Raw genomic sequence first — 22,882 nt, forward strand, 5'->3', positions numbered from 1 at the left:
ACGGAATACAGGAAACGACGGTGAGTATAACAAGGGTAAACATGAACAAAACATGGGCTATGACGCGCGGCCTGCTGGCCGGGTTACTGCTGGTCGCCACCCTGGGCGTGTCTTCTCAGGCTGACGCAGGCGTGGCGCTGGGCGCGACCCGGGTGATTTATCCGGCGGGCCAGAAACAGGTTCAGCTCGCCGTCACCAACAATGACGACAGCAGCACGTATCTGATCCAGTCGTGGGTGGAAAACGCCGACGGCGCGAAGGACGGACGCTTTGTGGTCACGCCGCCGCTGTTTGCCATGCAGGGAAAAAAAGAGAACACCTTACGCATTCTTGACGCGACCAATAATCAGTTGCCGCAAGACCGGGAAAGCCTGTTCTGGATGAACGTAAAAGCGATTCCGTCGATGGACAAGTCGAAGCTCAGCGAGAATACCCTGCAACTGGCGATCATTAGCCGCATCAAGCTCTATTACCGTCCAGCCAAACTGGCGATGTCGCCGGATGAGGCGCCAGCAAAGCTGCGATTTCGCCGCGCGCCGGGCACGCTGATGCTGATTAACCCGACGCCTTATTACCTGACGGTCACCGAACTCAATGCCGGCACCAGGGTGCTGGAAAACGCGCTGGTCCCGCCGATGGGCGAAGCCCAGGTGAAGTTACCGGCCGATGCAGGTCGCGAGATTACTTACAAGACCATAAATGATTATGGCGCGCTGACGCCGCGTATGACAGGCGCAATGCAATAACGAACGGGGAAACCAGCGAGATCCCCTGAACAAAAAAAGAACTGACAGCCGGGCGATTTCGGACCGGAGGGACTATGTCATATCTGAAATTTGGACTCGAACGTTTGGGGTCCCGGCGTAGGCGGTATGACGCCACGCGTTTGGCTGGCGCACAGGCGCTGCTCCCCTTTGCCCTTTTGCTTGCCTCGCACTCATTTTCCGCGCAAGCGGAGCTTTATTTTAACCCGCGTTTTCTGGCGGACGACCCTGCGGCCGTGGCGGATCTTTCCGGCTTCGAAAAGGGGCAGGAACTGCCGCCGGGCACGTATCGCGTGGATATTTACCTTAACAACGGGTATATGACCACCCGCGATGTCACCTTCAATGCCAGCGAAAATGGCCATGGGTTAGCGCCATGCCTGACGCGCGGCCAGCTTGTCAGTATGGGGTTGAACGCCGCAGCCGTCAGTGACATCAACACGCTGGCGGCTGACGCCTGCGTGCCGTTAACCGGGATGATTAAAGACGCCACTGCCCGTTTAGACGTGGGGCAACAGCGGCTGTACCTGACCATCCCTCAGGCCTTTATGGGAAGCCAGGCGCGCGGTTATATCCCGCCGGAAATGTGGGATAACGGCATCACCGCCGGGCTGCTGAACTACAACTTTACGGGTAATAATGTCGAAAACGATGTCGGCGGCAGCAGTCATTACGCGTATCTGAACTTGCAGAGCGGGTTGAATCTTGGTGCATGGCGTTTGCGTGATAACACCACCTGGAGCTACAGCAGCGGCGGAAGTGCATCCAGTAATGAAAACAGGTGGCAGCACGTCAACACCTGGCTGGAGCGGGATATCACGCCTTTACGTTCACGACTGACGCTTGGCGACAGCTACACCAACGGCGATATTTTCGACGGGATTAACTTCCGTGGCGCGCAACTGGCCTCTGACGACAACATGCTACCGGACAGCCAAAAAGGGTTTGCCCCGGTGATCCACGGTATTGCCCGCGGGACGGCGCAGGTATCCGTCAAACAAAACGGTTATGAGATCTACCACAGCACGGTGCCGCCGGGACCGTTCACCATTAACGATCTCTACGCGGCTGGCAACGGCGGCGATCTGCAGGTCACGATCAAAGAAGCCGATGGCAGCAGCCAGAATTTCACCGTGCCCTATTCGTCGGTTCCGGTGCTGCAACGTGAAGGCCATACCCGTTTTGCCCTGACCGCCGGGGAATACCGTAGCGGTAACGATCAGCAGGAAGAACCTAAATTCTTTCAGAGCACCCTGCTGCACGGGCTTCCGGCTGGCTGGACGCTGTATGGCGGCACCCAACTGGCGGATCGCTATCGCGCCTTCAACCTCGGGGTCGGTAAAAACATGGGAGAGTTGGGCGCGCTGTCGGTTGACGTGACACAAGCCAATTCCACCCTGCCCGATGACAGTAAACATCAGGGTCAGTCGGTCCGTTTTCTCTATAACAAGTCGCTCACCGATGTCGGCACCAACATTCAGTTGGTGGGCTATCGCTATTCCACGCAGGGGTATTACAGCTTTGCCGACACCACCTACAAGCGGATGAGCGGCTATGACGTGCAGACCCAGGATGGCGTGATTCAGGTGAAGCCCACGTTCACCGATTACTACAACCTTGCCTATAACAAGCGCGGCAAGGTGCAGGTCAGTATCACTCAACAGTTAGGCCGCACCGCCACGCTCTATCTGAGCGGCAGCCATCAGACTTACTGGGGCAACGACAGCGCCGACGAACAGTTTCAGGCCGGACTGAACGCCGCCATTAGCGACATCAACTGGACACTGAGCTACAGCCTGACCAAAAACGCCTGGCAGGACGGACGCGATCAGATGCTGGCCATCAACGTCAACATCCCGTTCAGTCACTGGCTGCGATCCGACAGCAAATCCGTCTGGCGCCACGCCAGCGCCAGCTACAGCATGTCCGACGATCTTAACGGTCGGATGACCAACCTCGCAGGGCTGTACGGCACGCTACTGGAAGACAATAACCTGAGCTACAGCGTGCAGACCGGCTACGCGGGCGGCGGCGAGGGCAACAGCGGCGGCAGCGGCTATGCCGCGTTGAGCTATCGCGGCGGCTACGGCAACGCCAACGTCGGCTATAGCCGTAGCGACGGCATTAAACAGCTCTACTACGGCATGAGCGGCGGCGTGCTGGCGCATGCCAACGGCGTGACGTTCAGCCAGCCGCTAAATGACACGGTGGTGCTGGTGAAAGCGCCGGGCGCGGAAGGCGCGAAAGTGGAAAACCAGACGGGTGTCCGCACCGACTGGCGCGGTTATGCCGTTCTGCCGTACGCCACGGAATACCGGGAAAACCGCGTCGCGCTGGACACCAACACCCTTGCGGACAATGTCGATCTTGACGACGCGGTGGTCAGCGTCGTGCCGACACACGGTGCGATTGTCCGTGCGGAATTTAAAGCCCATGTCGGGATGAAGCTACTGATGACGTTGATCCACAACGGCAAACCGGTTCCCTTTGGCGCAATGGTGACATCGGAAAGCAACCAGAGCGGCAGCATCGTTGCCGATAACGGCCAGGTTTATCTGAGCGGAATGCCGCTTGCGGGGCGCGTGCGGGTGAAATGGGGCGACGGCGCGAACGCCAGTTGTGTGGCGGACTACCGTCTCCCTGCCGAAAGCCAGCAACAGTTGCTCAGCCAGCTCACGGCGGTATGCCGTTAAGGACATGAAGATGAAAAAACGCTTTTACCTGCTGGTCGCGGTGCTTTCGCTGGTCGCCGCGAACACCCGGGCCGCTGACAGCACGATCACCATCAGCGGCTACGTCAGAGACAACGCCTGCGCCGTGGCGGGGGAATCAAAAGATTTCACCGTCGACCTGCTGGATAACGCCGCGAAGCAGTTCAGCAGCGTCGGCGCGACGACGCCGCTGGTGCCGTTTCGGATTGTGCTGTCCCCCTGCGGCAGTTCAGTAACCGCGGTGAAGGTGGGCTTTGTCGGCGTCGCCGATAACGACAACACCAGCCTGTTAAAGCTTGATAGCGGCGCGTCAGCGGCGGCGGGAATGGGCGTGCAGATCCTCAATGGCCAGCAGACGTCGCTGCCGCTCAACGCCGCTTCCTCCGCTATTCCGTGGACCACATTGACGCCCGGACAGCCTAACACGCTGAATTTTTACGCCCGTCTGATGGCGACACAGGTGCCGGTAACGCCGGGACACGTTAACGCGACAGCAACATTTACTCTCGAATTTCAGTAAGCGGAGGCTCTGATGAAATGGTTTCAATCCGGCTGGCTGTTAACGGTACTGCTGGCGGTCTCCCCAACGCCGCACGCCGCCGACGTGACCATCACGGTCAACGGCAAGGTGGTGGCGAAGCCCTGCACGGTCTCTACCGTCAATGCCACCGTCGATCTTGGCGATCTTTACACCTTCAGCCTGGTGTCTGCCGGATCGTCTTCAGCATGGCACAGCGTGGCGCTCGATCTCAGCAACTGTCCGGTTGGCACCTCGCGCGTGGTCGCCAGCTTCAGCGGTACGGCTGACAGCACCGGCTATTACAAAAACCAGGGCACCGCCAGCAATATCCAGCTCGAATTACAGGACGACAGCGGCAATACCCTGAACACCGGCGCAACAAAATCAGTACAGGTGGATGACGCCTCGCAGTCCGCCCGTTTTCCCCTGCAGGTTAGAGCGCTCTCGGTGAACGGCGGCGCGACCCAGGGGACGATTCAGGCGGTGATTAACGTGACTTATACCTATGCCTGAGCAGGAGAAAAAGTTGATGAAAAAAGTGTTCGCCCTACTTACCACCCTGCTACTGTTGGGCTGGTCGCTCAACGCCTGGTCCTTCGCCTGTAAAACCGCTAACGGAACGACCATCCCCATTGGCGGCGGCAGTGCTAATGTCTATGTCAATCTCGCGCCTGCCGTCAACGTCGGGCAAAACCTGGTGGTGGATCTTTCAACGCAGATTTTTTGTCATAACGACTACCCGGAAAGCATGACCGACTATGTGACCCTTCAGCAGGGTTCCGCCTACGGCGGCGTTTTGTCGAGCTTTTCCGGTACCGTCAAATATAATGGCACCAGCTATCCGTTCCCGACCACCAGCGAAACCGCGCGGATCATCTACAATTCGAAAACCGATCAGCCGTGGCCGACCATTCTCTACCTGACGCCCATCAGTTCCGCTGGCGGGGTGGCGATCAGCGCGGGTACGCTTATCGCAAAGCTGATCCTTCGCCAGCGAAACGACAAAAACAGCGACGACTTTCAGTTTGTCTGGAACATCTACGCCAACAATAACGTGGTGGTGCCCACCGGCGGCTGCGACGTTTCGGCCCGCAACGTGACGGTGACGCTACCCGACTACCCCGGCTCTGTAGCAATCCCGCTAACGGTCTACTGCGCGCAAAGCCAGAATCTGGCGTATTACCTTTCCGGCGCCACCGCGGATGCCGCAAACTCGATCTTCACCAATACCGCCTCGGCCACGCCGGCGAAAGGAGTGGGCGTTCAGCTTACCCGCAACGGCAGCATCGTGCCCGCCAACAGTACGGTCTCTTTGGGTACGGTAAGCACCTCCGCCGTCAGTCTCGGTCTCACCGCCAACTACGCACGCACCAGCGGACAGGTCACGGCAGGCAACGTACAGTCAATCATTGGGGTGACGTTTGTTTATCAGTAACGCAGGCGGGTTACGACAGGATTATGTTCTGTCGCCCTGCGCGTTCGCTGCCGAGGGAGTGGCGAGAATGATGACGCCAGAGCGCGGGCATCTGACGCGTCTGCATCCGCAAACGCTGGTGATGACGCCGCTGCCGGCGCTGGCGTCGGCACGCCGGATAGTGGTGTTTTTACCGGAGGATCCTCTCTGGCTGCTCACAACGCTGCAACAGGCGGCCCTTGTGCTGGATCAGGCCGCCACGCCGTTGCCGATGCTGATCCTCAGCCGCTGTCCGAATGGTTGGCTGTGGCACACGCTTCTTCATCTTGTCGCCGACCGCGCGTTGCTGTCCGAAGTGCGCGCCGCCTCGTCCGACCTGCCCGCCCGCTGTATTGCGGCGCTGCTTCGCGGTCACGCTTTACAGGCGTATCCGCCCCTGCCGACGCTGGCCGAAAAGGAGGCGTTGATTCGCCATAGACCCGCCGCCGGCCTCAGCAAACCGGAACTGATCACCATTCTTGATTTACTGCATGGCGCCAACATTGCGGAACGGGCGCTGCACCGTGGCGTGAGCCAAAAAACCCTTTATAACCAGAGAACTTCAGGACTGAAAAAGATGGCGGAACATCACCCGCAGCTGGCGGCGAATTTTCCCGGTCACCCGGTGACCGCGCAGAATAAAATAGACGGCGAAGATCTCTCTGCTTTTGAGCGTGAGTTTGTGCATGCAATCCACTGCCGGGATCTTTTTCCGGTTTTCCAGCCCATCGTGGATGACGAACAGCGGCTACAGGGTATGGAGATCCTCTCGCGCTGGCGGCGCGACGGGACGATTCTCCAGCCCGGCGCGTTTTTGCCAGAGATACAGGCCGACTATGCCTGGCTGGTGCTCACCGCCTTTGTTCTGCAGGAGGCCGTGCAGAAGATCAATCGCTATCCAGGCTCGTTTTATTTCTCCATTAACATACCGCGAGCGATTGCCGGTCACATCCATCTTCCCCGCATGCTGGAAACCGCACGTCAACAGTTGCGCCAGCCCCGACATGTCGACAGGCTGGTACTGGAATTTGCTGAAACCATTGATTTCCGGTTACAGGCTCACGCCGCCGCCAACATTGCAGAATTACAGCGGCTCGGTTTTCGTATTGCGCTGGACGACTGTTATTCGCAGGGTAGCGTGTTTTTTCCGGTCAGACAGATCCGCTTTAACGAATACAAGCTGGATATGAGCATTGTTAACGAGATGCAGCACGATCCCCACGCGCTGGCGCTGATCAAAAGTCTGCATTATTACTGCAAGCTGACCGGCAGCCGCTGCGTTGCCGAAGGCGTGGACAGCGACGAAAAGTTCAGGATGCTGAAGGCGCTGGGTATCGATCGTTTTCAGGGCTACCTTATTTCCCCGCCGGTGAACGGAATGGAACTGGAGGCGTTGATGCTGCGAAAGCGCGAGGAACGGGACGTGTGTGAAGATAAAGCCGACGCATAAGGCGTCGGCCCATTGCGGCCTCATCCGTGGCGAACCTTGCGTGTGAGATAATCACGACCCGCAATGAAAATTCCTGGAGTGATGCCGATTCCCTTGTCCCGGCGCGGTGATGCGATAAAATCCCCCTCTTTGCCTCAGGAGTTGTTGCGTGAAACCGGAAAAGCGAGAACGTAGAATTTCCATCATGCCGCTCGGCAATCCTTTCCCTCCCCGTCACTGTTCCCTCTGTCCTAAAGGCACCGCGATTGACCGTAACAATGAACGAGGGTTGATCGACAAAAGAAGACGATTTGCGCCAGGCGATATCATCGCCTCACAGGGAAAACCGGCAGCGTCGCTGTTTGTTATTCATGAGGGGTACTGCACCGCTCAGGTAGAAATGAATAACAAGGCGGTGGTCAGTCGTTTCTTTCTGCCAGGCGACATCATGGCGCTCGATGCGATAAACGATGGACGCTATCTTTCGACACTTAAAGCCGCCACAGCTGCCGAGATATGTCATATCAATCTTTCCCGCTTACTTGAAACCGCCGCTAACGACCCTACGGTTGCGGCGTCGGTGATTAAATTTCTCAGCCATGACAGCGGCTTTATGGTGGAAAAGCTTCAGCGCTACGCCAATAAACATGCCGACGCGAAACTTGCCGCCTTTCTGGTGGAATTCTATGAAATGCATTTGCGAATTGGCCGTCCGGAAACGACGCTGCGTCTGCCTTATTCCCGGGAAGATATCGCCAGTTATCTGGAACTTAAAATAGAAACAGTGAGTCGGTCATTAAAAGCGCTTGAACACCTTGGACTCATTAGTCTGCATCGCGTCCGAACGGTCACGCTACATAGTTATCTGGGGTTAAAGAGTCTGCTTTAAAGGATTCCCGTCCGTCACGACACGGAGTGTCATTTTCTGCCCACCTCAAACTGTTTCTGACGTTTATAAATCTCTTGATCAGTAACAGCCTGCGACATAAAAACACGCGCAAATATCGGAATATTCTCCAGATCTCCCGAAAAACATAAGAATTTTCCGATCTTAAATAAAATTTATCATATTTTTAACAAAAAATAAGCATTTAAAAACGTTTGCGTTATAAATCTGTATCATTATGTTTTATAAGAAATTTCCTGGTCGTTGCGCTCACTGACTTTTTGATTTTAATCAAAAAGTCAAAACAGGCCAAAAATCTATTTCAGTGTTATTTTTAGAGAAAAAACCTAATACAAACTTCTCTGCCAAACAAAGATACTACACAAAACCCTTTATCGCCGTTATTGAATGGAAAATTCCTGGCTTTTTTATTATTCATAAAATTTATCGACTGTTGAGTACACATATATTTCAAAAGATAATTTTTATCGCGGCAATTGTTGTTCGCAAATAAAGGATCTGCTGGCTTCCATTTTATAAACAGACGCCCGCAGAGAATAAGTTCTTAGGAGAAGACAAAAATGAAAAAAATATTACTGGTTGCCTCTCTGGCTTCTGTTTTTGCGGCAGCAAATGCGACGGCTGATGTAACGGCCTCTGCGACCGCCTCATGGGATGCTACGGCAACGAAAGATACCAAAAGTATGCTGGTCGTTACCCCGCTTAATTCCCTGACCTTTCAGTACGCCGAAGGGTTAAATGCGTTTAATTCCCAGGACGGCGCGTTTGATATTACCATTCAGGGTCAGGACACCGCGACTGACTTTGAACTGACTGCTCAGGTTATTAGCAATACGCTGACCAACGCCAGCGGCGATGCGTCAACGCTTGACGTAGGCGTTGCGTGGAATGGCACCGCGCTTTCCAGCGCCAGCGAAACCGTTCTGGTCAATAAATCTAAAACCTCTGGCCTGGAAAACCTGCTGGCGGAAGGCGCATACAATGGCACTGAGCGCGTCAGCGACCAGTCTAATTTCAAATTTACCATTGCTTCCGCAACGGTCGACGGCACCACCCCGGTAACCGACTATTCCACTCTGCCGGACGGCTACTGGAGCGGTGATGTGAAAGTTCAGTTCAACGCAACCTGGACGACGCCGACCACGACGCCTTAATCGTGATGATAACGAATTCGGGAGAGTACTCTCCCGAATTTTTCAGGGACAATTATCATGAAGAAATATTTTACCGCCGCTATTTTCACAGGTGTTTTAGCACCCTTTTCAGGTTGGGCAATTAACGTCGGTGATATCACGTCGATAATGACGTCCACGGAGAGTTCATTATCGAAAGAGATCACCAATACGACGGATTCCGCCCGCTTTGTTAGCGTCTCGGTAAAACAATTGTCATCGCCCCTTGCGGATGGCGTCGAGATTAAACCAGCGAATAACGGCGAACTGCTGTCCACACCCGCGAATCTTATCCTCCCTGGACAGGCGACGGATGTGTTCCGTTTTTTCTATAAAGGTCCGGAGGACGACACCGAACGCTATTATCGTCTGCAGTGGGTTGACGAGCCGGTCAGTGAAAATGCTGAAACCAAAGCCAATAAAATGGCGGTAGCTACCGCTTCCGCGCAGATTGGCACCATTCTGGTCGTCGCGCCGCGTAAAGAAAATTTTAATTACAGCCGCAGCGGTGACGTTATTAGCAATACCGGCAATGTCTCCTTTCGGGTCATCGCGTATGGCGCCTGTAAAGACAAGGCACGCGAGAATGGCAAAGGTTGCCGCGAGCGTTATTACGTCATGCCGGGAACAAAAATAAAACTGCAATATACCGACGTAAACCATTCACGTTCACATATTGGGATCTGGCACGGTAAGCGATTTATAACGGTCAAATAATACACCGTAATCGGATTAATACGGATAAAGACTCTACACCGGAATGTAAGGAAGCGAATGACAATGAAATATTTTGTCAGGGGAAGCGTTACCCTTTTAATAGTGCTGACACCGATTATCGTTTATTCAGCGCCGACGAAAGTGGGTAAGTATATTATCCCAGGCGCTTTCTCGCGTTCTCTGGAACAGGGAATGACCGTTCCGGTTTATATTCGTTACAATGAGACTGACGAAAAAAGTCAGCAGAAAATTGCCGATGCGATCATCTCGCTCACGGATGGCAGCATTACCGTGAAATCAATTGCCATTGCGGAATTACCCGACAACGCCGTGTTATCAAGAAAAACCCGCATCATGGTGGAAGGCCTTCGCGATGTGAAATTTCGCGATAACACCGTTATCGATCTGTCGGCTGATGCACGCCTGAAGCTGAATATCGCCTCCTTTCATCTCGAAATGATTGTCAGTAAGGATGCGCTGACGGAGGCCATCGTTGCCCGAAGCAGTCTGCTTGGCCCCTCCAGCGTCGAGACGCTTTCCAACGTGCTGAACTACAACGTCGGGACGTATTACAACGATTATCGAACCGGCAACAGCTCGCGAAGCTATCTTACTATTGATAATACGGCCTCATTACGTGAGCACCATTTAAATATTAATGGCTCGTTCTATGGGATTGGCGACAGCAATAACACCAGCAAACTGTACCGTGCGATGTACGAACGCGACTACCAGGGCTATCGGCTGGCATTGGGTATGCTTGATACATGGAACGTGCAGTCTGTAGCCAGCCTGAACGCGTTAAATGGCGGTAAAATTTACGGCGTTAGCTACGGCAATAAAGGGAGTACGGTTATTGAGAAAAATTCCCTCTCCTTAACCCCAATTACCGTATTTTTGCCCGCGGCAGGTGAAGTCCACGTATTAAGAGAAGGGCGACTGCTGAGCGTACAGAACTTTAATATGGGCAGCTATGAAATCGACACCAGCCGTTTTCCTTACGGCGTATATGACGTCACGGTCGAGGTGGTGGTGAATGGCCGAACGGTAAACAGCCGCGTCAGCCGGGTGAATAAAATCTTCGCCCGACAGCAAACCGCCGGAATACAGGGGTTGAACTGGAAACTCTTCGGCGGCTCGCTGGATTACGATCGCGTGAGTTATAAACGCAATCACTACCGGGATGAAGGGAGTGAGCAAACCTGGATCGCAGGCGGCGCCGCATCAATGACGCTGGCCATTTTGTCTGGCTTAAATCTGAAAACGACCGTTTACGGTTTTGGCAACAACGCGGTCAACGAAACCGATGTGACGCTCAATGTGAATGAGTACGTTAGCCTCGGCAATCAGACGCTTGTCGCTAACGATTCTTCCTGGCGAAACGTCAGTAATATCAATGTGACGATCCCCGGTGGCTACGGGTCGCTGTGGGCGTCACGCGAGGACAGTAAAATTGGCGACCAGCTACCGGTCCAGGAGCGCGATAACTATTCTGTCGGCGGGACGCTTAATCTCGGAAAATTTATTCCCCACGGCGGTTCGTTAACGCTAAGCCAGACGGAAAATCGCTATTCTGGCAACAAGTACCGGAACCTGGATTACAGCACCACCCTGTATTCTGGCCGATACGCCACGGTAGGGCTCCGCGCCGGGATCCAGCGTTATTACTACAACAATAGAAATGATGATGGTCGGCAGGAACGCTACGTCAGCCTGGATTTTTCATTACCTCTGGCTTCCTGGTTAAGTATCGGCGTTTCGCGGGACCGCTACGGCAGCACCCAGGGGAACCTCAGCGCGCGCAAACAGTTTACTGAAGGCGCCATCCGGTCAGTTGGGCTGTCTGCTTCGACGCGCCTGAGCGGCGAACAACATTACGATAATAATTATTCGCTTAACGGTAATATGAGTTACGCCACGAAATACAATTCCGGAATGCTGTCCGTTACGCGCGCGGCGGATAATTCGACGAATATGAACTTTTCGTCACAGGGGTCGGTGGCATGGAGCGGGAAAAACGTGGCGCTGAGCCAGGAACGCCAGCGCGCAGGGATCATCGTCAACACCGATTTGGCTGGCGAAGGGCAACTGGCGGCCAAAATTAACAATCGTCATTATCTCCTGAGCGGTAAGTCAAACTTCATCGCCCTGCCGCCCTATGCGCAGTACAGAATGGAAATACTCAATGACAGAAATTCAGAAGACAGCTTCGATATTGTTTCCGGGCGTACCCAGGAATTGACGCTTTATCCGGGCAACGTCGGCGTGATCAATCCGGAAATAAAAAGCATGGTTACAGTATTTGGCCGCATCCGCTACCCGGACGGCCAACTGGCGACGAATACCGATATTCATAACCATATCGGCAAAACGCGCACCGACGCAAAAGGTGAATTCGCCATTGATATTGATAAAAAATATCCAGTAATCACTCTTGTTTCGGCGAATGGCAGCCTGTGTGAAGCCGATCTCGATCTGGACAAAGCGCGCGGCGCGGCATGGGTAGGCGACGTGAAATGTACGGCGCAAACCTCAATGGCACAACGGTGAGGCTAAATTGATGAACAAAACACTCCACCTTATTCTTGGCTGCGCACTGGCGTCAGTATCCCCTTCTCTCTGGGCATTAACAGCATCAACGCAGGCTGCGGTGAGCAGCAATATTTTATTTATCGAAAACAATATTGATAACGAATATTTTATAACGCCATCTTCGCTGGATCCGCGCATAAGTGGTTCAAACACCTGGGTGAAATACGGTAACAACCAGGTCAGTCTTGGCTATATGGGGATCGTGGGTTGGGTCAGCAGTACCAGCTATTACCGGGATATGTGGATTGACGATTCGCCGGTGAGTGAACCCTTTAACGGCATTCGCTGCACAACGGGCGCGAATTGCCCTTCTTCTGGTTATATTGCGGCTGATTTAACGGATCAATATGGCTTTTACCATACGAAAGCGACCGGGGCGGGCATCGCTGGCGGATACTATGGTTTTGCTTCATTTACTGACTCGGCATTTGACTATTTTCGCTCAATGACTGTCGGCGCGTCGGAAACGCTGAAACTGAATTTTTGTCGCACCACGGTGGATTATGACTATGCCGCCGGTGCGCGTTGTAAAGACCAAACCAGCGGTAACTGGTATATCCGGCCTTATACCATTAATAAAATAGGTCATTTATCGCTCGAGTCGACAAACGCGTTTCAGGAATTGTGGATTGCCAGTGATGGTACGCCGAGTATTACGAAGGACTCCGGCTATTGTGAACTGGGTGTGGTGAGCAGTGTCGATGGCGTAATTTGTAAGATGGTGAGCTATGATCTCCAGCAAACATCGAACCTCACAGCGTCGCTGACGTTCAGAGCCTATATCGACTCGGCGATGCTGGGCTTTACCCCTGCGGCATCAGCGGTCAAGTATTCAGGTAACGGTTCAAACTGGTATAACTACAGTGCAACCACCGCCTATTACAATGTGCTGACGACCTCCGGAGACTATATCTATATTTTTCTGTCGAAAACGTTTTTGAAAGGCCTTGTCGACTCAGGGTTAAGCATAACCAATAGTCAACCCTTCACGTTTGGCTTTTATAATAGCTTAACGCCGGAGTCTGGCTATTACCAGTTTACGCCTTCGTTACAGCTCAATATCGTACCGAAAGAATATGGCATCAGCATTACCTCCACTGATAACACGACATCGGCACAGGGCAGCGGCACGATTGGAGATGCAGATCCTATAGAAATGAATTACACCGTTACCGTTTCCGGGCCGCGGCAGGCCGATACCATTACCGCGCAGGTTATCGGCGACAGCACCACGGTCAATGGCGTGCCGTATTGCCTGTTTCAGTCGGCGCAGGACGGGCTTTCTGTCCCTGTTCCCGCCTACCTGCAATACAACAGTGAGTCGGGCGGGGTAATACAAAAGCGTAACAGCTGTAACGAAGCGCCGATTTCGATGGCCGACGCACAGTGGCAACAAACACCATGGGATGTGAATAATACTGATGACGGCAGTTTTTTTACCACCGGTCTGACACTGTTATTTCCCATGAATGATTCACGTTCAATGCTTACCGTTGCCGGGGCGGACTGGGAAGGAGTGGTCAGCGCAACCGGTGAAATTAAAGTCACGGCAAACTGGCTGGGCGTAACGCCATGAAACGCGCTCAAACAGGGAAACGAGGTCTGTGGCTGGCAATCATGCTGATGGTCTTTCCGGTCCATGCTGTTTATCTTGAGTCGACTATTTATGAAATGCCTGCCGATAAGTCCTTTATCAGCAAGCGGATCTACAACGATAGTGATAAACAAAACGTTTACAGCATTAGCGCGGTGAAAATCGACAAGCCGGGTCCAGGGGGCGAAAAGCGAAGCCCAATTGCCGATGGCGAACTGCTTTTTACGCCGTTAAATTTCTCACTGGCGCCCGAGTCTGGTGAGTTCTTCAAGATCTTTTATCGTGGGCCTGCGGATGAAACGGAGCGCTATTACCGCATACTGTTTCGCGAACTCCCTGTTACCCTGTTAACCGATCGCGAACATGGCAAGAAGAGCGAAGCGATACCTGCGGTCGCAATTGATACGATCCTTGTCGTTCGGCCACGAAAAATTAACTTCCAGTATCACCTTGATGAACAGAGAGGAATACTGAGAAATACCGGTAACACGTTTTTTAAAATCATTCTTCATCAGGGTTGCCACTCGACGGATGATGAGGCTGAAATGCGCTATCTCCTGCCAGGAGAAACATTCAACAGCGCTCAGCTGAGAGCAAATAACAGAAAATTTATCGTCGCATTAAACAGGTATCATCCTGTGGGTAAGGCTTGCCAGAGGACGCCGTAATAACCCCTTATTACGCGGCATCAGTATGAAAAATCTCATGGCAATTAACCTGAGTGTGTAAGGTCTATAACGGAATAGTTAATTTTAAACAATGATTTTCATTCCCTTTAACAAAAAAAATTTATAGATTTTTCTGAAGCTCCTTGAGTATTTTTAAGTCAATTGTATGGTCAACTGCACTTTTGGTAAAACTTTTAAAACACACTAAAACACAGGGGTTATATTTTTTATACTCAAGAAAAATTTATGTTTTGAGTTGTATATCTCATTTGTGCCTGTAATTTTCGTAACGCCCTGATTTTGTTGATAAGAGTCAGACTCTATCGCTGCTTTGTATTTATTAAAAAGAGAAAATTCGCGTTTTATCACTTTCTCCCGGAAGACGAGGTAGACGCTATACAATAAATTCACGCTGGTAATAGCTATGAATACTAAAAAATTTTTCCTGTTAAGTTATGACATCTGTCTTTTTTCTGGAATTAAGTCCTGGTTACCTAATTTAGTACTGGTTGATGTTCAGTCAGTAACCAATGAAAGACAGCAACACTTACCGCAATATCAGTCCTGTTTGTTGATCATCGACAACAGACTGCCTTTATTTTTCGTCAACAAGTGGATCCAACAAAACAGCAGCTTATTTAACCACATACACAGTATTGTCCTAAAGATGAGTAAGCATGACTGCTTTCATCGCGGTTATGAAAATGTCGACACTATAGATGCGAAACTGGGTGTGAATAGCGTGATAAATGCATTACATAAGAAGGCATTAGCGAGCCATGAATCCACCTTTAGTCTCGAAAATCTATCGGTTGCCCATTTCCGCTTAACGCATTTTGAAAAAGAAATGCTCAATGCCTCTTTTAGCCGAGGGGAATTGAATAATTTTTGCGTCGCGAATGCTGTGAGTCCGAAAGCGCTGTACCGGTATCGGGATAAAATTAACGCCCGACTGGGTTTTCGTTGTTTCAATGAGTCAGTTATCTTTTTATCCCGAAACGGCTTATTGAACGGCTTCACAGACTCGCCGGGCAACGCGCAATGTCTTGATTATGACGAACTGAACGCCAGCAGGCTGAGCATGGCTATTGTGGAGGAAGAGATCATCCCCTACTACCAGCCGATCGTTAATCAGAATGGCGATATGTGCGGTGTGGAAATCCTGGCTCGCTGGCCACAGGGGCACCACTACGCTATTTCGCAAAAAGAGTTTATTCCTTTAGCGATCAACAGCGGTCTGATCTTCGAATTGACCAGCTATCTGATGGCGACCGTCGCCCGCAATCTGATCTCCGCAAAGAGAATCATCAAAAATGAGCTGCTTATCGCTTTTAATATTGGTCCTTCCGGCTTAAGCAACCCTGTTTTCTACTGGGAATGCCTCAATTTTCTGGAGCAAACCCAACATTTACCCATAAAGCTGATGATTGAGATCACTGAAGACCAGGCGTTGAATATTACCCCGGCCATTAAAGAACTCATCCGCTCTCTGCGAAACCGCGGCGTACTGTTCGCCCTCGACGACTTCGGCACCGGTTATGCGAATCTTTACTATCTGAACGAGCTGGAGCTGGACATTATCAAAATTGATAAAACATTTATCAATAATATTAAGGATGGCGAACAGCGGGTTCCGATGCTGGAGTCAATTATTCACCTTGCCAACATTCTGGGTTTACGCACGGTCGCTGAAGGGGTTGAGCATGAGTACCAACACCGCTGGCTGGTCAACAATCACATTCATTTTCTGCAAGGCTATTACTTCCTGCCGCCAGTGCCTTTTGCCGATTTTCTTCGCTATCAACGGCGTGAGGAAAGCTCATGGCAATACAACGTAAATCAGTATGGATGCTGAGCTATCTCCGAAAGGAGATAGCCGCCTTTTCATGATGATATTAATGAAGCCCACCTCTTTTTCAGCCTATCCGCTGCGCGGGTCATCCTGGCGACGATTGTCATAAGGTGAGCTTCTGTCTGTTAACGACGCGTCAAATCGATTCTGCGGCGGGTATACACCGTTTCCAGAGGCATGTGTATGTGATAAACCGCCAATGCCCCCTTCCTTGATTTAAGCATCTTCTTCGTCACCCCATTTATCTCTCCTGAATCGACTCGCTTATAAATTTCTGCTGAACTCAGCATGAGCTGCTTTTTCAGGATGGCCAGCAAGTTAACCTGAAAAGCACGGGGGATCCGGATACAAACGCTGACCCATTGTCGAGGGAAAATACTGACCGGCCACTGCTCCTGTATATGAAAATCAGGTTTGCCCGACGGCCTCGCATTGTTCCGCTTAAGAATCGCTTTGTTATGCGCAAAGTTTTCAACCGTATCCGCATCATTGAGCAGGAAACGGCGATAAAGCTCAGGATCTAATTTGTTGACATTGAGCCGCGAAAACAGAGCGATATTCCACGTACATTCGCAATGCGTACATTTATAAATACTCCAGACGTCCAGTCTCTTTTTTTGCGAATTGATTCTGAATGCCCCGGCGGGCGTAAACTCTCGTTTGATGTTGCATGACGGGCAGCGTTTTGCAATGCGCTGGTGCCCAACAGGAGTGACAGTCCATGTGACTTTCATAATGTACCTTTTTTAACCCGTACAAATTCGGATCCGTATTGAACGAACCATGTCTTTGTGTACGAAAAATATTTATTTGATATTTTTCAGCGGGTTAAAAAAAGATGTCCAATGCCACTCCCTGTCTTTGGCAAAGCGATACGCCGAGACTAGCAAAGCGGTCATCATCGGGTATATGCGTTCAATCAATATTCATGATGGTACCGCATGGGATCCTGGAGCGAATGACATGTTTGCACAGGCTAACGCCTGAGCGGTTTCGCGCTGAGATCACACTTTAAAGGATTCGCTATAGCCGCACAAAAAACCTGTGTTACCATTCACTCCGTAAATACCTTTCAACGTCACCCGAGGCTTTGATGCTGGAGAATGTAATCATCTGATAATCAGCTCCCCGACCTTTCAGGCCGGACTGATTATCAATGCGCCGAAATCGAATGCGGACACCGCTGTGTGTTTGCACGTTTTGCACATGATGATTAAACAGGTTTTCCAGTATGAATTTATCCCGTCAGGAACAACGTACCCTACACGTTCTCGCTAAAGGTGGACGTATTACGCACGTCCGCGATACTTCTGGCCGCGTTACCTCTGTTGAATGCTACAGCCGCGAAGGGTTGTTGCTCGCCGACTGTACTCTCGCCGTCTTCAAAAAACTCAAAACCAAAAAGCTGATCAAGTCCGTCAACGGTCAGCCTTACCGCATCAACACCACCGGGCTGAACCACGTTCGCGCCCAGCCTGATAATCGCTAAGGAGAGGATGATGAATATCAGCGCTGTTATTGTCGCTTCAGGACGCATTCGACTTTCACCTGATGAAGGCAAAATCCCCTGGGATGAACCCGCCTTTAGCCAGCGCATGCTGGAAAACCATCTGTCCCAGGAACATGACTGGGCCAGCCGCAGACTGTCGGTGATTGAACAACAGGTTGCGTGGATTGCCCGTCAGCTCCCCTCAGGCGCACGCATTCTGGATCTTGGTTGCGGCCCCGGTTTTTACACCCGTTTGCTGGCCGAACGCGGCTTTAGCTGTACCGGCGTGGATTTCTCGCCGGCTTCTATCGAATGGGCCCGTCAACAGGCGCAAGCCGCGGGGCTGAAGATTGATTATGTTCAGCAGGATGTACGGGTATATCGCCCGCAAGAATCGTTCGATTTCATCATGATGACGTTTGGGGAACTGAATGTCTTTAATGCCGCAGACGCAACCCAGCTCATCGGTCAGTGCGCGCGCTGGCTTACGCCGGGCGGAAAACTCCTCGTGGAAGTACACACCTTCGACGAGGTGAAACGTCAGGGCATGGCCCCTGCAAGCTGGCTGCGTTGCCCGCAGGGACTGTTTCTTGCCGATCCTCATCTTCTGTTGACAGAAAATGACTGGGATGAAGAGACACGGACCAGCTCAACCCTGTTCTGGGCAATTGAAGAAACAGGTCGGACGACCCGTTTCGGTAATCAAATGAAGGCCTGGCGTGATGAGGAGTACCTCAGCCTGCTTGCTGACGCAGGTTTGAACGTGCTTCAGCGACCTGCCGGCGCCGACTGGCCAGTCAGCGAGACCTTCGCGGACAAACTTTTTGCGTTGCTGGCAGAAAAAGCACACGCGACGGCGAACGTTTCACGGAATACGCATGACATACAAGGAATTAACTAATGGATATCCCACGTATTTTTACGATTAGCGAAAGCGAGCATCGCATTCATAATCCGTTTACAGCAGAAAAGTACGCCACGTTAGGTCGCGTATTACGTATGACTGCGGGCACGCACATTCTCGATCTCGGCAGCGGTTCAGGCGAGATGCTCTGTACCTGGGCGCGTGATCATGGCATTACCGGCCTCGGCATTGACATGAGCCCACTCTTCACCGCACAGGCAAAGCTGCGCGCAGCGGAACTTGGCGTCAGCGAGAGCGTGAAATTTATTCATAACGACGCATCCGGTTACGTTGCCGACGAAAAATGCGATGTGGCGGCCTGTGTCGGCGCCACCTGGATCGCGGGCGGTGTCGCCGGGACGATTGACCTGCTGGCAAAAAGTCTCAAGCCCGGCGGGATCATGCTCATTGGCGAACCCTACTGGCGTAAGGACCCTGTATCGGACGAGGTGGCTGTCGCCTGCGGCGTGGGCAGCGTGGCCGATCTCCTCACCCTGCCCGACCTTGTCGCCTCTTTCGTCGCAAGAGGGTACGACATTGTGGAAATGGTGCTGGCGGACCAGGAAGGCTGGGACAGGTACGAAGCCGCGAAGTGGCTGACCCTGCGTCGCTGGCTGGCGGAAAACCCCCATGATGATTTCGCGCCGGAGGTCCGGGCGGAACTGTCTGTCGCCCCTAAGCGTCATGTCACCTATAGCCGGGAATATTTTGGCTGGGGCGTGTTCGCTCTGATTGCCCGATAACCTGAAACAGGCGGTGTGGTTTTCACTGCACCGCCATCATGTCAACTGGGAATATTCCCTGGCCTCGCAGACCGCAAAGCGATTTTGTCTTGGGCAAAGAGGCGAGATAAACAATATTGATGCATTCTCTATCTTTTTGAAGGCTAACAAAGCAGACTATACTTATCCACCCATTCATCCCAGAGGCAGTAACTGACGTGAAGGATACGTATTACAACGATACAAGGATCAATGCGTTAATCCAGAATGAGCTGAATAAGTTCTTTGAGGACTACAACGGTATCATCTACGCCTACGCGATAATGAACAAGAAAGACCCTTCACAGATGCGGATAATTAATAATAATCCGGCATGGTTCGACATCTACCTGGAAAGAAAATATCAGTTTATAGACCCTGTTATTATTCGGGCTTTACGCTGTGTGGAAGATTTCTTTTGGGAGAACAAGGTCATCTTGTCTGGCGGATACAACCTGACGCGCATTTTCAACGAAAGTTCTGAACATAACATCTACCAGGGGCAGACATTTCCACTGCATGACTACCTGAATAATCTGGTGGTGTTATCCATCATCAGCCAGGAAGATTCCGGCGTGGACATGGAAAAAAATCGTTCACATTTTATGCACTTTCTTATTCAGTTGCATCAGAAGACGCTCAATCTCTATAGTAAAGTGGATCAGAAAAAGAACGTTTTCTTGTCACCACGTGAACGGCAAATTCTTAAATGGGTTAGCGCCGGAAAAACATACGCCGAGGTGTCGGTTATTTTGTCCATTACGGAACGCACCGTGAAATTCCATATGAGCAACGCAATGAAAAAACTCGGGGTGAACAACGCCAGACATGCGGTAAAACTGGGGATGGAGCTCAGATTGCTCGACAACTGAGCCCCGGCGCCCGTTATATACGAAGCAGTTGCTGGAGCATTTCACGAAGCCAGTCGCTGTTCTTGTCTTTGCGAATGATGTCTTCCACGGCGCTTACGCTGGCAGGCATAAAAATATAATAGATTGTTTCCCCTTTCTCAGAAAGTCCCTTCTGAATAACCTCTACTTTCCAGTTCGCATGACGAAAAATGGCATACATGCCGCGGCTGGCAACAGCATACATTCCCCGATATTGTTTCTTCATACAGTAAACGATCATCGCCAGAAACAGCGCCTTACTGGTGGGCATACTGCGCAAATTTCCGTTGTCGCGTCGTTCTTTATCTAAAAACAGTCGGCTGACTTCACAGCAGGGAATATCGGTAGGAAGACTAATATCGTCAAAGTAATCATGGAATATTTCGCTGATCATTGTCGGCTGGGTCGCATCGATAAATCGCGCGCCGCAAAGTAATTGCCCGTCATGCATGCCCAGCAGGTAAGTCGTTTTTTCGTTGTCAAATTGATCCTTTTCCATGCCGTTAATGCATTCGACTTTCCAGTCGAGCCGCTCGCGAAATGTTCTTCGTCTGAGCCGGTAGAGTTCGGAGGCAAATCCTGGCGGCAATTCATCGTAATCATGCAAAAAAAACTCAACAACAGAGTTCATCCAGTTATTCCTGATAATCACACACTGAAATTATTATCCCCTGTCTTTTAGGACAGCTTTTTTTTATGTCGGGTCTTCCTTATACTTAAAAAATACCTGACCAACAGCACTCGCAATGCTAACTGGTCAGGGGGTCAAAGACCAACGCAACACCAGGGATAAATCCACACGGGATTATCTTACATTTAGCGTCCCGGGTACAGAATGTTAGAAGCACTTAGCGTATAAAAAACCAATAAAGTACGAAAAATATCAAATAACTATAATTAATCTGTTGCCCCTTGTATTTTCAAGGGGTAATATTTTCTGTTGCTTTAGCAAAAATAAACGCCACAGGCTCTCCGTTTCTCTCCTCTCCACAAGCTTTCTTTTCGTAACCGTATGCCTCTGCGCGGCAATCACCGTCATAAGCTGAATGCCGACTCTCGCCGTTATCTTACTGAGTAAACAGACAGTTACCCGTTATTATCACGCAAAACACCAGGGGTTACTGCACGGTGTCGCTTATCCGTTCTATTGACATCTCCTATTGTACAGCCTGGCGATGGGGGCGTAGCGTTTTCCCCGTTAGAGACAGACGGTGAATCGATAAAGCCTGCCTGTCGGATTATGGGCTGTGTCCTATAATCTTGTGGAATATCACTACAGGAGTGACCTCATGGCATTTGTAACGACAGACGACAGTGTAAAGATCTTTTATAAAGATTGGGGAGATAAAACAGCCCAGCCCATCGTGTTTCATCACGGTTGGCCGCTTAGCGCCGATGACTGGGATAATCAGATGTTGTTCTTCCTGGGACAAGGTTACCGCGTCATTGCCATTGACCGTCGCGGTCATGGTCGATCAGATCAGGTCAGTGAAGGGCATGATATGGATCATTATGCTGCTGATGTTAATGCCGTTGTTGAACATCTGGATCTGAAAAATGCGATTCATATCGGTCACTCAACCGGCGGCGGGCAGGTTGCCCGCTATGTCGCGCGCTTCGGACAACCCCAGGGACGCGTGGCGAAAGCGGTGCTGATCAGTGCGGTACCGCCGTTAATGGTAAAAACAGCGGCGAACCCGGAGGGTACGCCTGTAGAAGTATTCGACGGATTCCGTAAAGCGCTGGCCGCGAATCGTGCTCAGTTCTATCTTGATGTGGCCTCCGGTCCTTTTTACGGCTTCAACCGTGAAGGGGCTGACATTTCCCAGGGCACTATTCAGAACTGGTGGCGCCAGGGCATGATGGGAAGCGCAAAAGCCCATTACGAAGGCATCAAGGCATTCTCTGAAACAGACCAAACGGAAGACCTCAAAGCCATCACGCTTCCGGTACTGGTGATGCAGGGCGATGACGACCAGGTTGTGCCCTATAAGACCGCCGCACTTATGCAGGATAAATTGTTGAGCAACAGTGAACTGCGTATTTATCCGGGCTATCCACACGGGATGCACACCACCCATGCGGATGTCATTAATGCTGATATTTTGGCTTTTCTTCGCAAGTAAGCGATGACCGTACCGACTCCCGGAGCAGGTGCAGGCAGGTAAGTTGATATTCTGCCGCTCCTCCGTTGTCAGACCCAATACAAGGCGCACGTTATTCCGCAAGCGTGCGCTTTTTTGCGTGCGACAAATCCGCGCCCTTCATCTCCCACAAGATTTATCCTTCGCGTTCACTTTCTTTATTTTTATAATCCGAACCAACAGTATAATGCAATGTATTGTTCTACATAGCATTTTCGCTACCATACAGACCGCACAACTGATTTTGAAAAACGGGACGATAAAACAGTCATTGCAGCTACTTTGATACTTTCTTGCACAGCAATAGCAGTTGAA

Annotated in this window: 20 protein-coding genes; 18 read left to right on the plus strand and 2 right to left on the minus strand. The window is 51.3% G+C overall.

Translation table 11 applies throughout. The features are described from left to right. The first annotated feature begins 41 nt into the window (after positions 1–41). From OGY07_RS07845 to OGY07_RS07905, 13 genes are all read left to right on the plus strand, one after another. Positions 42–746: a fimbria/pilus periplasmic chaperone gene (locus OGY07_RS07845; RefSeq protein ID WP_407208655.1), complete on the plus strand. Its 705-nt coding sequence runs from the start codon at positions 42–44 to the stop codon at positions 744–746. Positions 747–820: 74 nt separating this feature from the next. Continuing rightward, positions 821–3,457 carry a fimbrial biogenesis usher protein gene (locus tag OGY07_RS07850; protein WP_286599778.1) on the plus strand — a complete coding sequence of 879 codons (2,637 nt, stop codon included), beginning with the start codon at positions 821–823 and terminating at the stop codon, positions 3,455–3,457. A 10-nt stretch (positions 3,458–3,467) separates the two neighbouring features. Then, positions 3,468–3,995 (plus strand): type 1 fimbrial adaptor subunit FimF, encoded by a 528-nt coding sequence (gene fimF / locus OGY07_RS07855; RefSeq protein ID WP_060569460.1) that lies wholly within the window; start codon positions 3,468–3,470, stop codon positions 3,993–3,995. Positions 3,996–4,007: 12 nt separating this feature from the next. Further along, positions 4,008–4,508, plus strand: a complete 501-nt coding sequence (gene fimG / locus OGY07_RS07860) for a type 1 fimbrial minor subunit FimG (RefSeq protein ID WP_042292085.1) — start codon at positions 4,008–4,010, stop codon at positions 4,506–4,508. Between the two features lie 16 nt (positions 4,509–4,524). After that, positions 4,525–5,430, plus strand: a complete 906-nt coding sequence (locus OGY07_RS07865) for a fimbrial protein (RefSeq protein ID WP_042292364.1) — start codon at positions 4,525–4,527, stop codon at positions 5,428–5,430. 67 nt (positions 5,431–5,497) lie between these two features. Further along, the gene (locus OGY07_RS07870) at positions 5,498–6,898 is read left to right on the plus strand and encodes an EAL domain-containing protein (protein ID WP_286599783.1); all 1,401 of its coding nucleotides are present in this window, start codon (positions 5,498–5,500) and stop codon (positions 6,896–6,898) included. A 148-nt stretch (positions 6,899–7,046) separates the two neighbouring features. Further along, a complete protein-coding gene (locus tag OGY07_RS07875) occupies positions 7,047–7,766 on the plus strand; it encodes a Crp/Fnr family transcriptional regulator (RefSeq protein WP_042292087.1) in 720 nt (239 codons plus the stop codon). Positions 7,767–8,344: 578 nt separating this feature from the next. Next, on the plus strand, positions 8,345–8,938 hold the full coding sequence (ecpA, locus tag OGY07_RS07880) for a common pilus major fimbrillin subunit EcpA (protein WP_042292089.1): 594 nt from the start codon (positions 8,345–8,347) through the stop codon (positions 8,936–8,938). Positions 8,939–8,995: 57 nt separating this feature from the next. Continuing rightward, positions 8,996–9,673, plus strand: a complete 678-nt coding sequence (locus OGY07_RS07885; RefSeq protein ID WP_181822573.1) for an EcpB family pilus assembly chaperone — start codon at positions 8,996–8,998, stop codon at positions 9,671–9,673. 57 nt (positions 9,674–9,730) lie between these two features. Further along, positions 9,731–12,223: a TcfC E-set like domain-containing protein gene (locus OGY07_RS07890; protein WP_286599789.1), complete on the plus strand. Its 2,493-nt coding sequence runs from the start codon at positions 9,731–9,733 to the stop codon at positions 12,221–12,223. Positions 12,224–12,233: 10 nt separating this feature from the next. Then, the gene (locus OGY07_RS07895) at positions 12,234–13,841 is read left to right on the plus strand and encodes a fimbrial adhesin EcpD family protein (RefSeq protein WP_205612318.1); all 1,608 of its coding nucleotides are present in this window, start codon (positions 12,234–12,236) and stop codon (positions 13,839–13,841) included. 41 nt (positions 13,842–13,882) lie between these two features. Further along, positions 13,883–14,527 carry a fimbrial biogenesis chaperone gene (locus tag OGY07_RS07900; protein ID WP_229264103.1) on the plus strand — a complete coding sequence of 215 codons (645 nt, stop codon included), beginning with the start codon at positions 13,883–13,885 and terminating at the stop codon, positions 14,525–14,527. A gap of 424 nt (positions 14,528–14,951) precedes the next feature. Beyond that, the gene (locus OGY07_RS07905) at positions 14,952–16,382 is read left to right on the plus strand and encodes an EAL domain-containing protein (RefSeq protein ID WP_286599792.1); all 1,431 of its coding nucleotides are present in this window, start codon (positions 14,952–14,954) and stop codon (positions 16,380–16,382) included. 122 nt (positions 16,383–16,504) lie between these two features. On the opposite strand, the gene OGY07_RS07910 is transcribed toward OGY07_RS07905, so the two are convergent. After that, the gene (locus OGY07_RS07910; RefSeq protein WP_286599794.1) at positions 16,505–17,113 is read right to left on the minus strand and encodes a DUF1062 domain-containing protein; all 609 of its coding nucleotides are present in this window, start codon (positions 17,111–17,113) and stop codon (positions 16,505–16,507) included. Between the two features lie 497 nt (positions 17,114–17,610). Here OGY07_RS07910 and OGY07_RS07915 point away from each other — a divergent pair, with 497 nt between their 5' ends. The 4 genes from OGY07_RS07915 to OGY07_RS07930 all read left to right on the plus strand — a co-directional run bounded on the left by OGY07_RS07915 (position 17,611) and on the right by OGY07_RS07930 (position 20,405). Then, positions 17,611–17,868: a YjhX family toxin gene (locus OGY07_RS07915; protein WP_042292105.1), complete on the plus strand. Its 258-nt coding sequence runs from the start codon at positions 17,611–17,613 to the stop codon at positions 17,866–17,868. Positions 17,869–17,878: 10 nt separating this feature from the next. After that, positions 17,879–18,769: a class I SAM-dependent methyltransferase gene (locus tag OGY07_RS07920; RefSeq protein ID WP_286599797.1), complete on the plus strand. Its 891-nt coding sequence runs from the start codon at positions 17,879–17,881 to the stop codon at positions 18,767–18,769. Further along, a complete protein-coding gene (locus tag OGY07_RS07925; RefSeq protein WP_286599799.1) occupies positions 18,769–19,515 on the plus strand; it encodes an SAM-dependent methyltransferase in 747 nt (248 codons plus the stop codon). The genes OGY07_RS07920 and OGY07_RS07925 overlap by 1 nt, the downstream gene beginning before the upstream one ends. 197 nt (positions 19,516–19,712) lie before the next feature. Beyond that, a complete protein-coding gene (locus OGY07_RS07930) occupies positions 19,713–20,405 on the plus strand; it encodes a helix-turn-helix transcriptional regulator (protein ID WP_199957184.1) in 693 nt (230 codons plus the stop codon). Between the two features lie 13 nt (positions 20,406–20,418). Here OGY07_RS07930 and OGY07_RS07935 read toward each other — a convergent pair whose 3' ends face one another. Further along, positions 20,419–21,054 carry an acyl-homoserine-lactone synthase gene (locus OGY07_RS07935; RefSeq protein WP_042292115.1) on the minus strand — a complete coding sequence of 212 codons (636 nt, stop codon included), beginning with the start codon at positions 21,052–21,054 and terminating at the stop codon, positions 20,419–20,421. Between the two features lie 658 nt (positions 21,055–21,712). On the opposite strand from OGY07_RS07935, the gene OGY07_RS07940 reads away from it, so the two are divergent. Further along, the gene (locus tag OGY07_RS07940) at positions 21,713–22,549 is read left to right on the plus strand and encodes an alpha/beta fold hydrolase (protein ID WP_042292117.1); all 837 of its coding nucleotides are present in this window, start codon (positions 21,713–21,715) and stop codon (positions 22,547–22,549) included. Positions 22,550–22,882: the final 333 nt, after the last annotated feature.

The organism is Citrobacter sp. Cs237, assembly GCF_030332325.1.
Lineage (GTDB): Bacteria > Pseudomonadota > Gammaproteobacteria > Enterobacterales > Enterobacteriaceae > Citrobacter_A > Citrobacter_A sedlakii.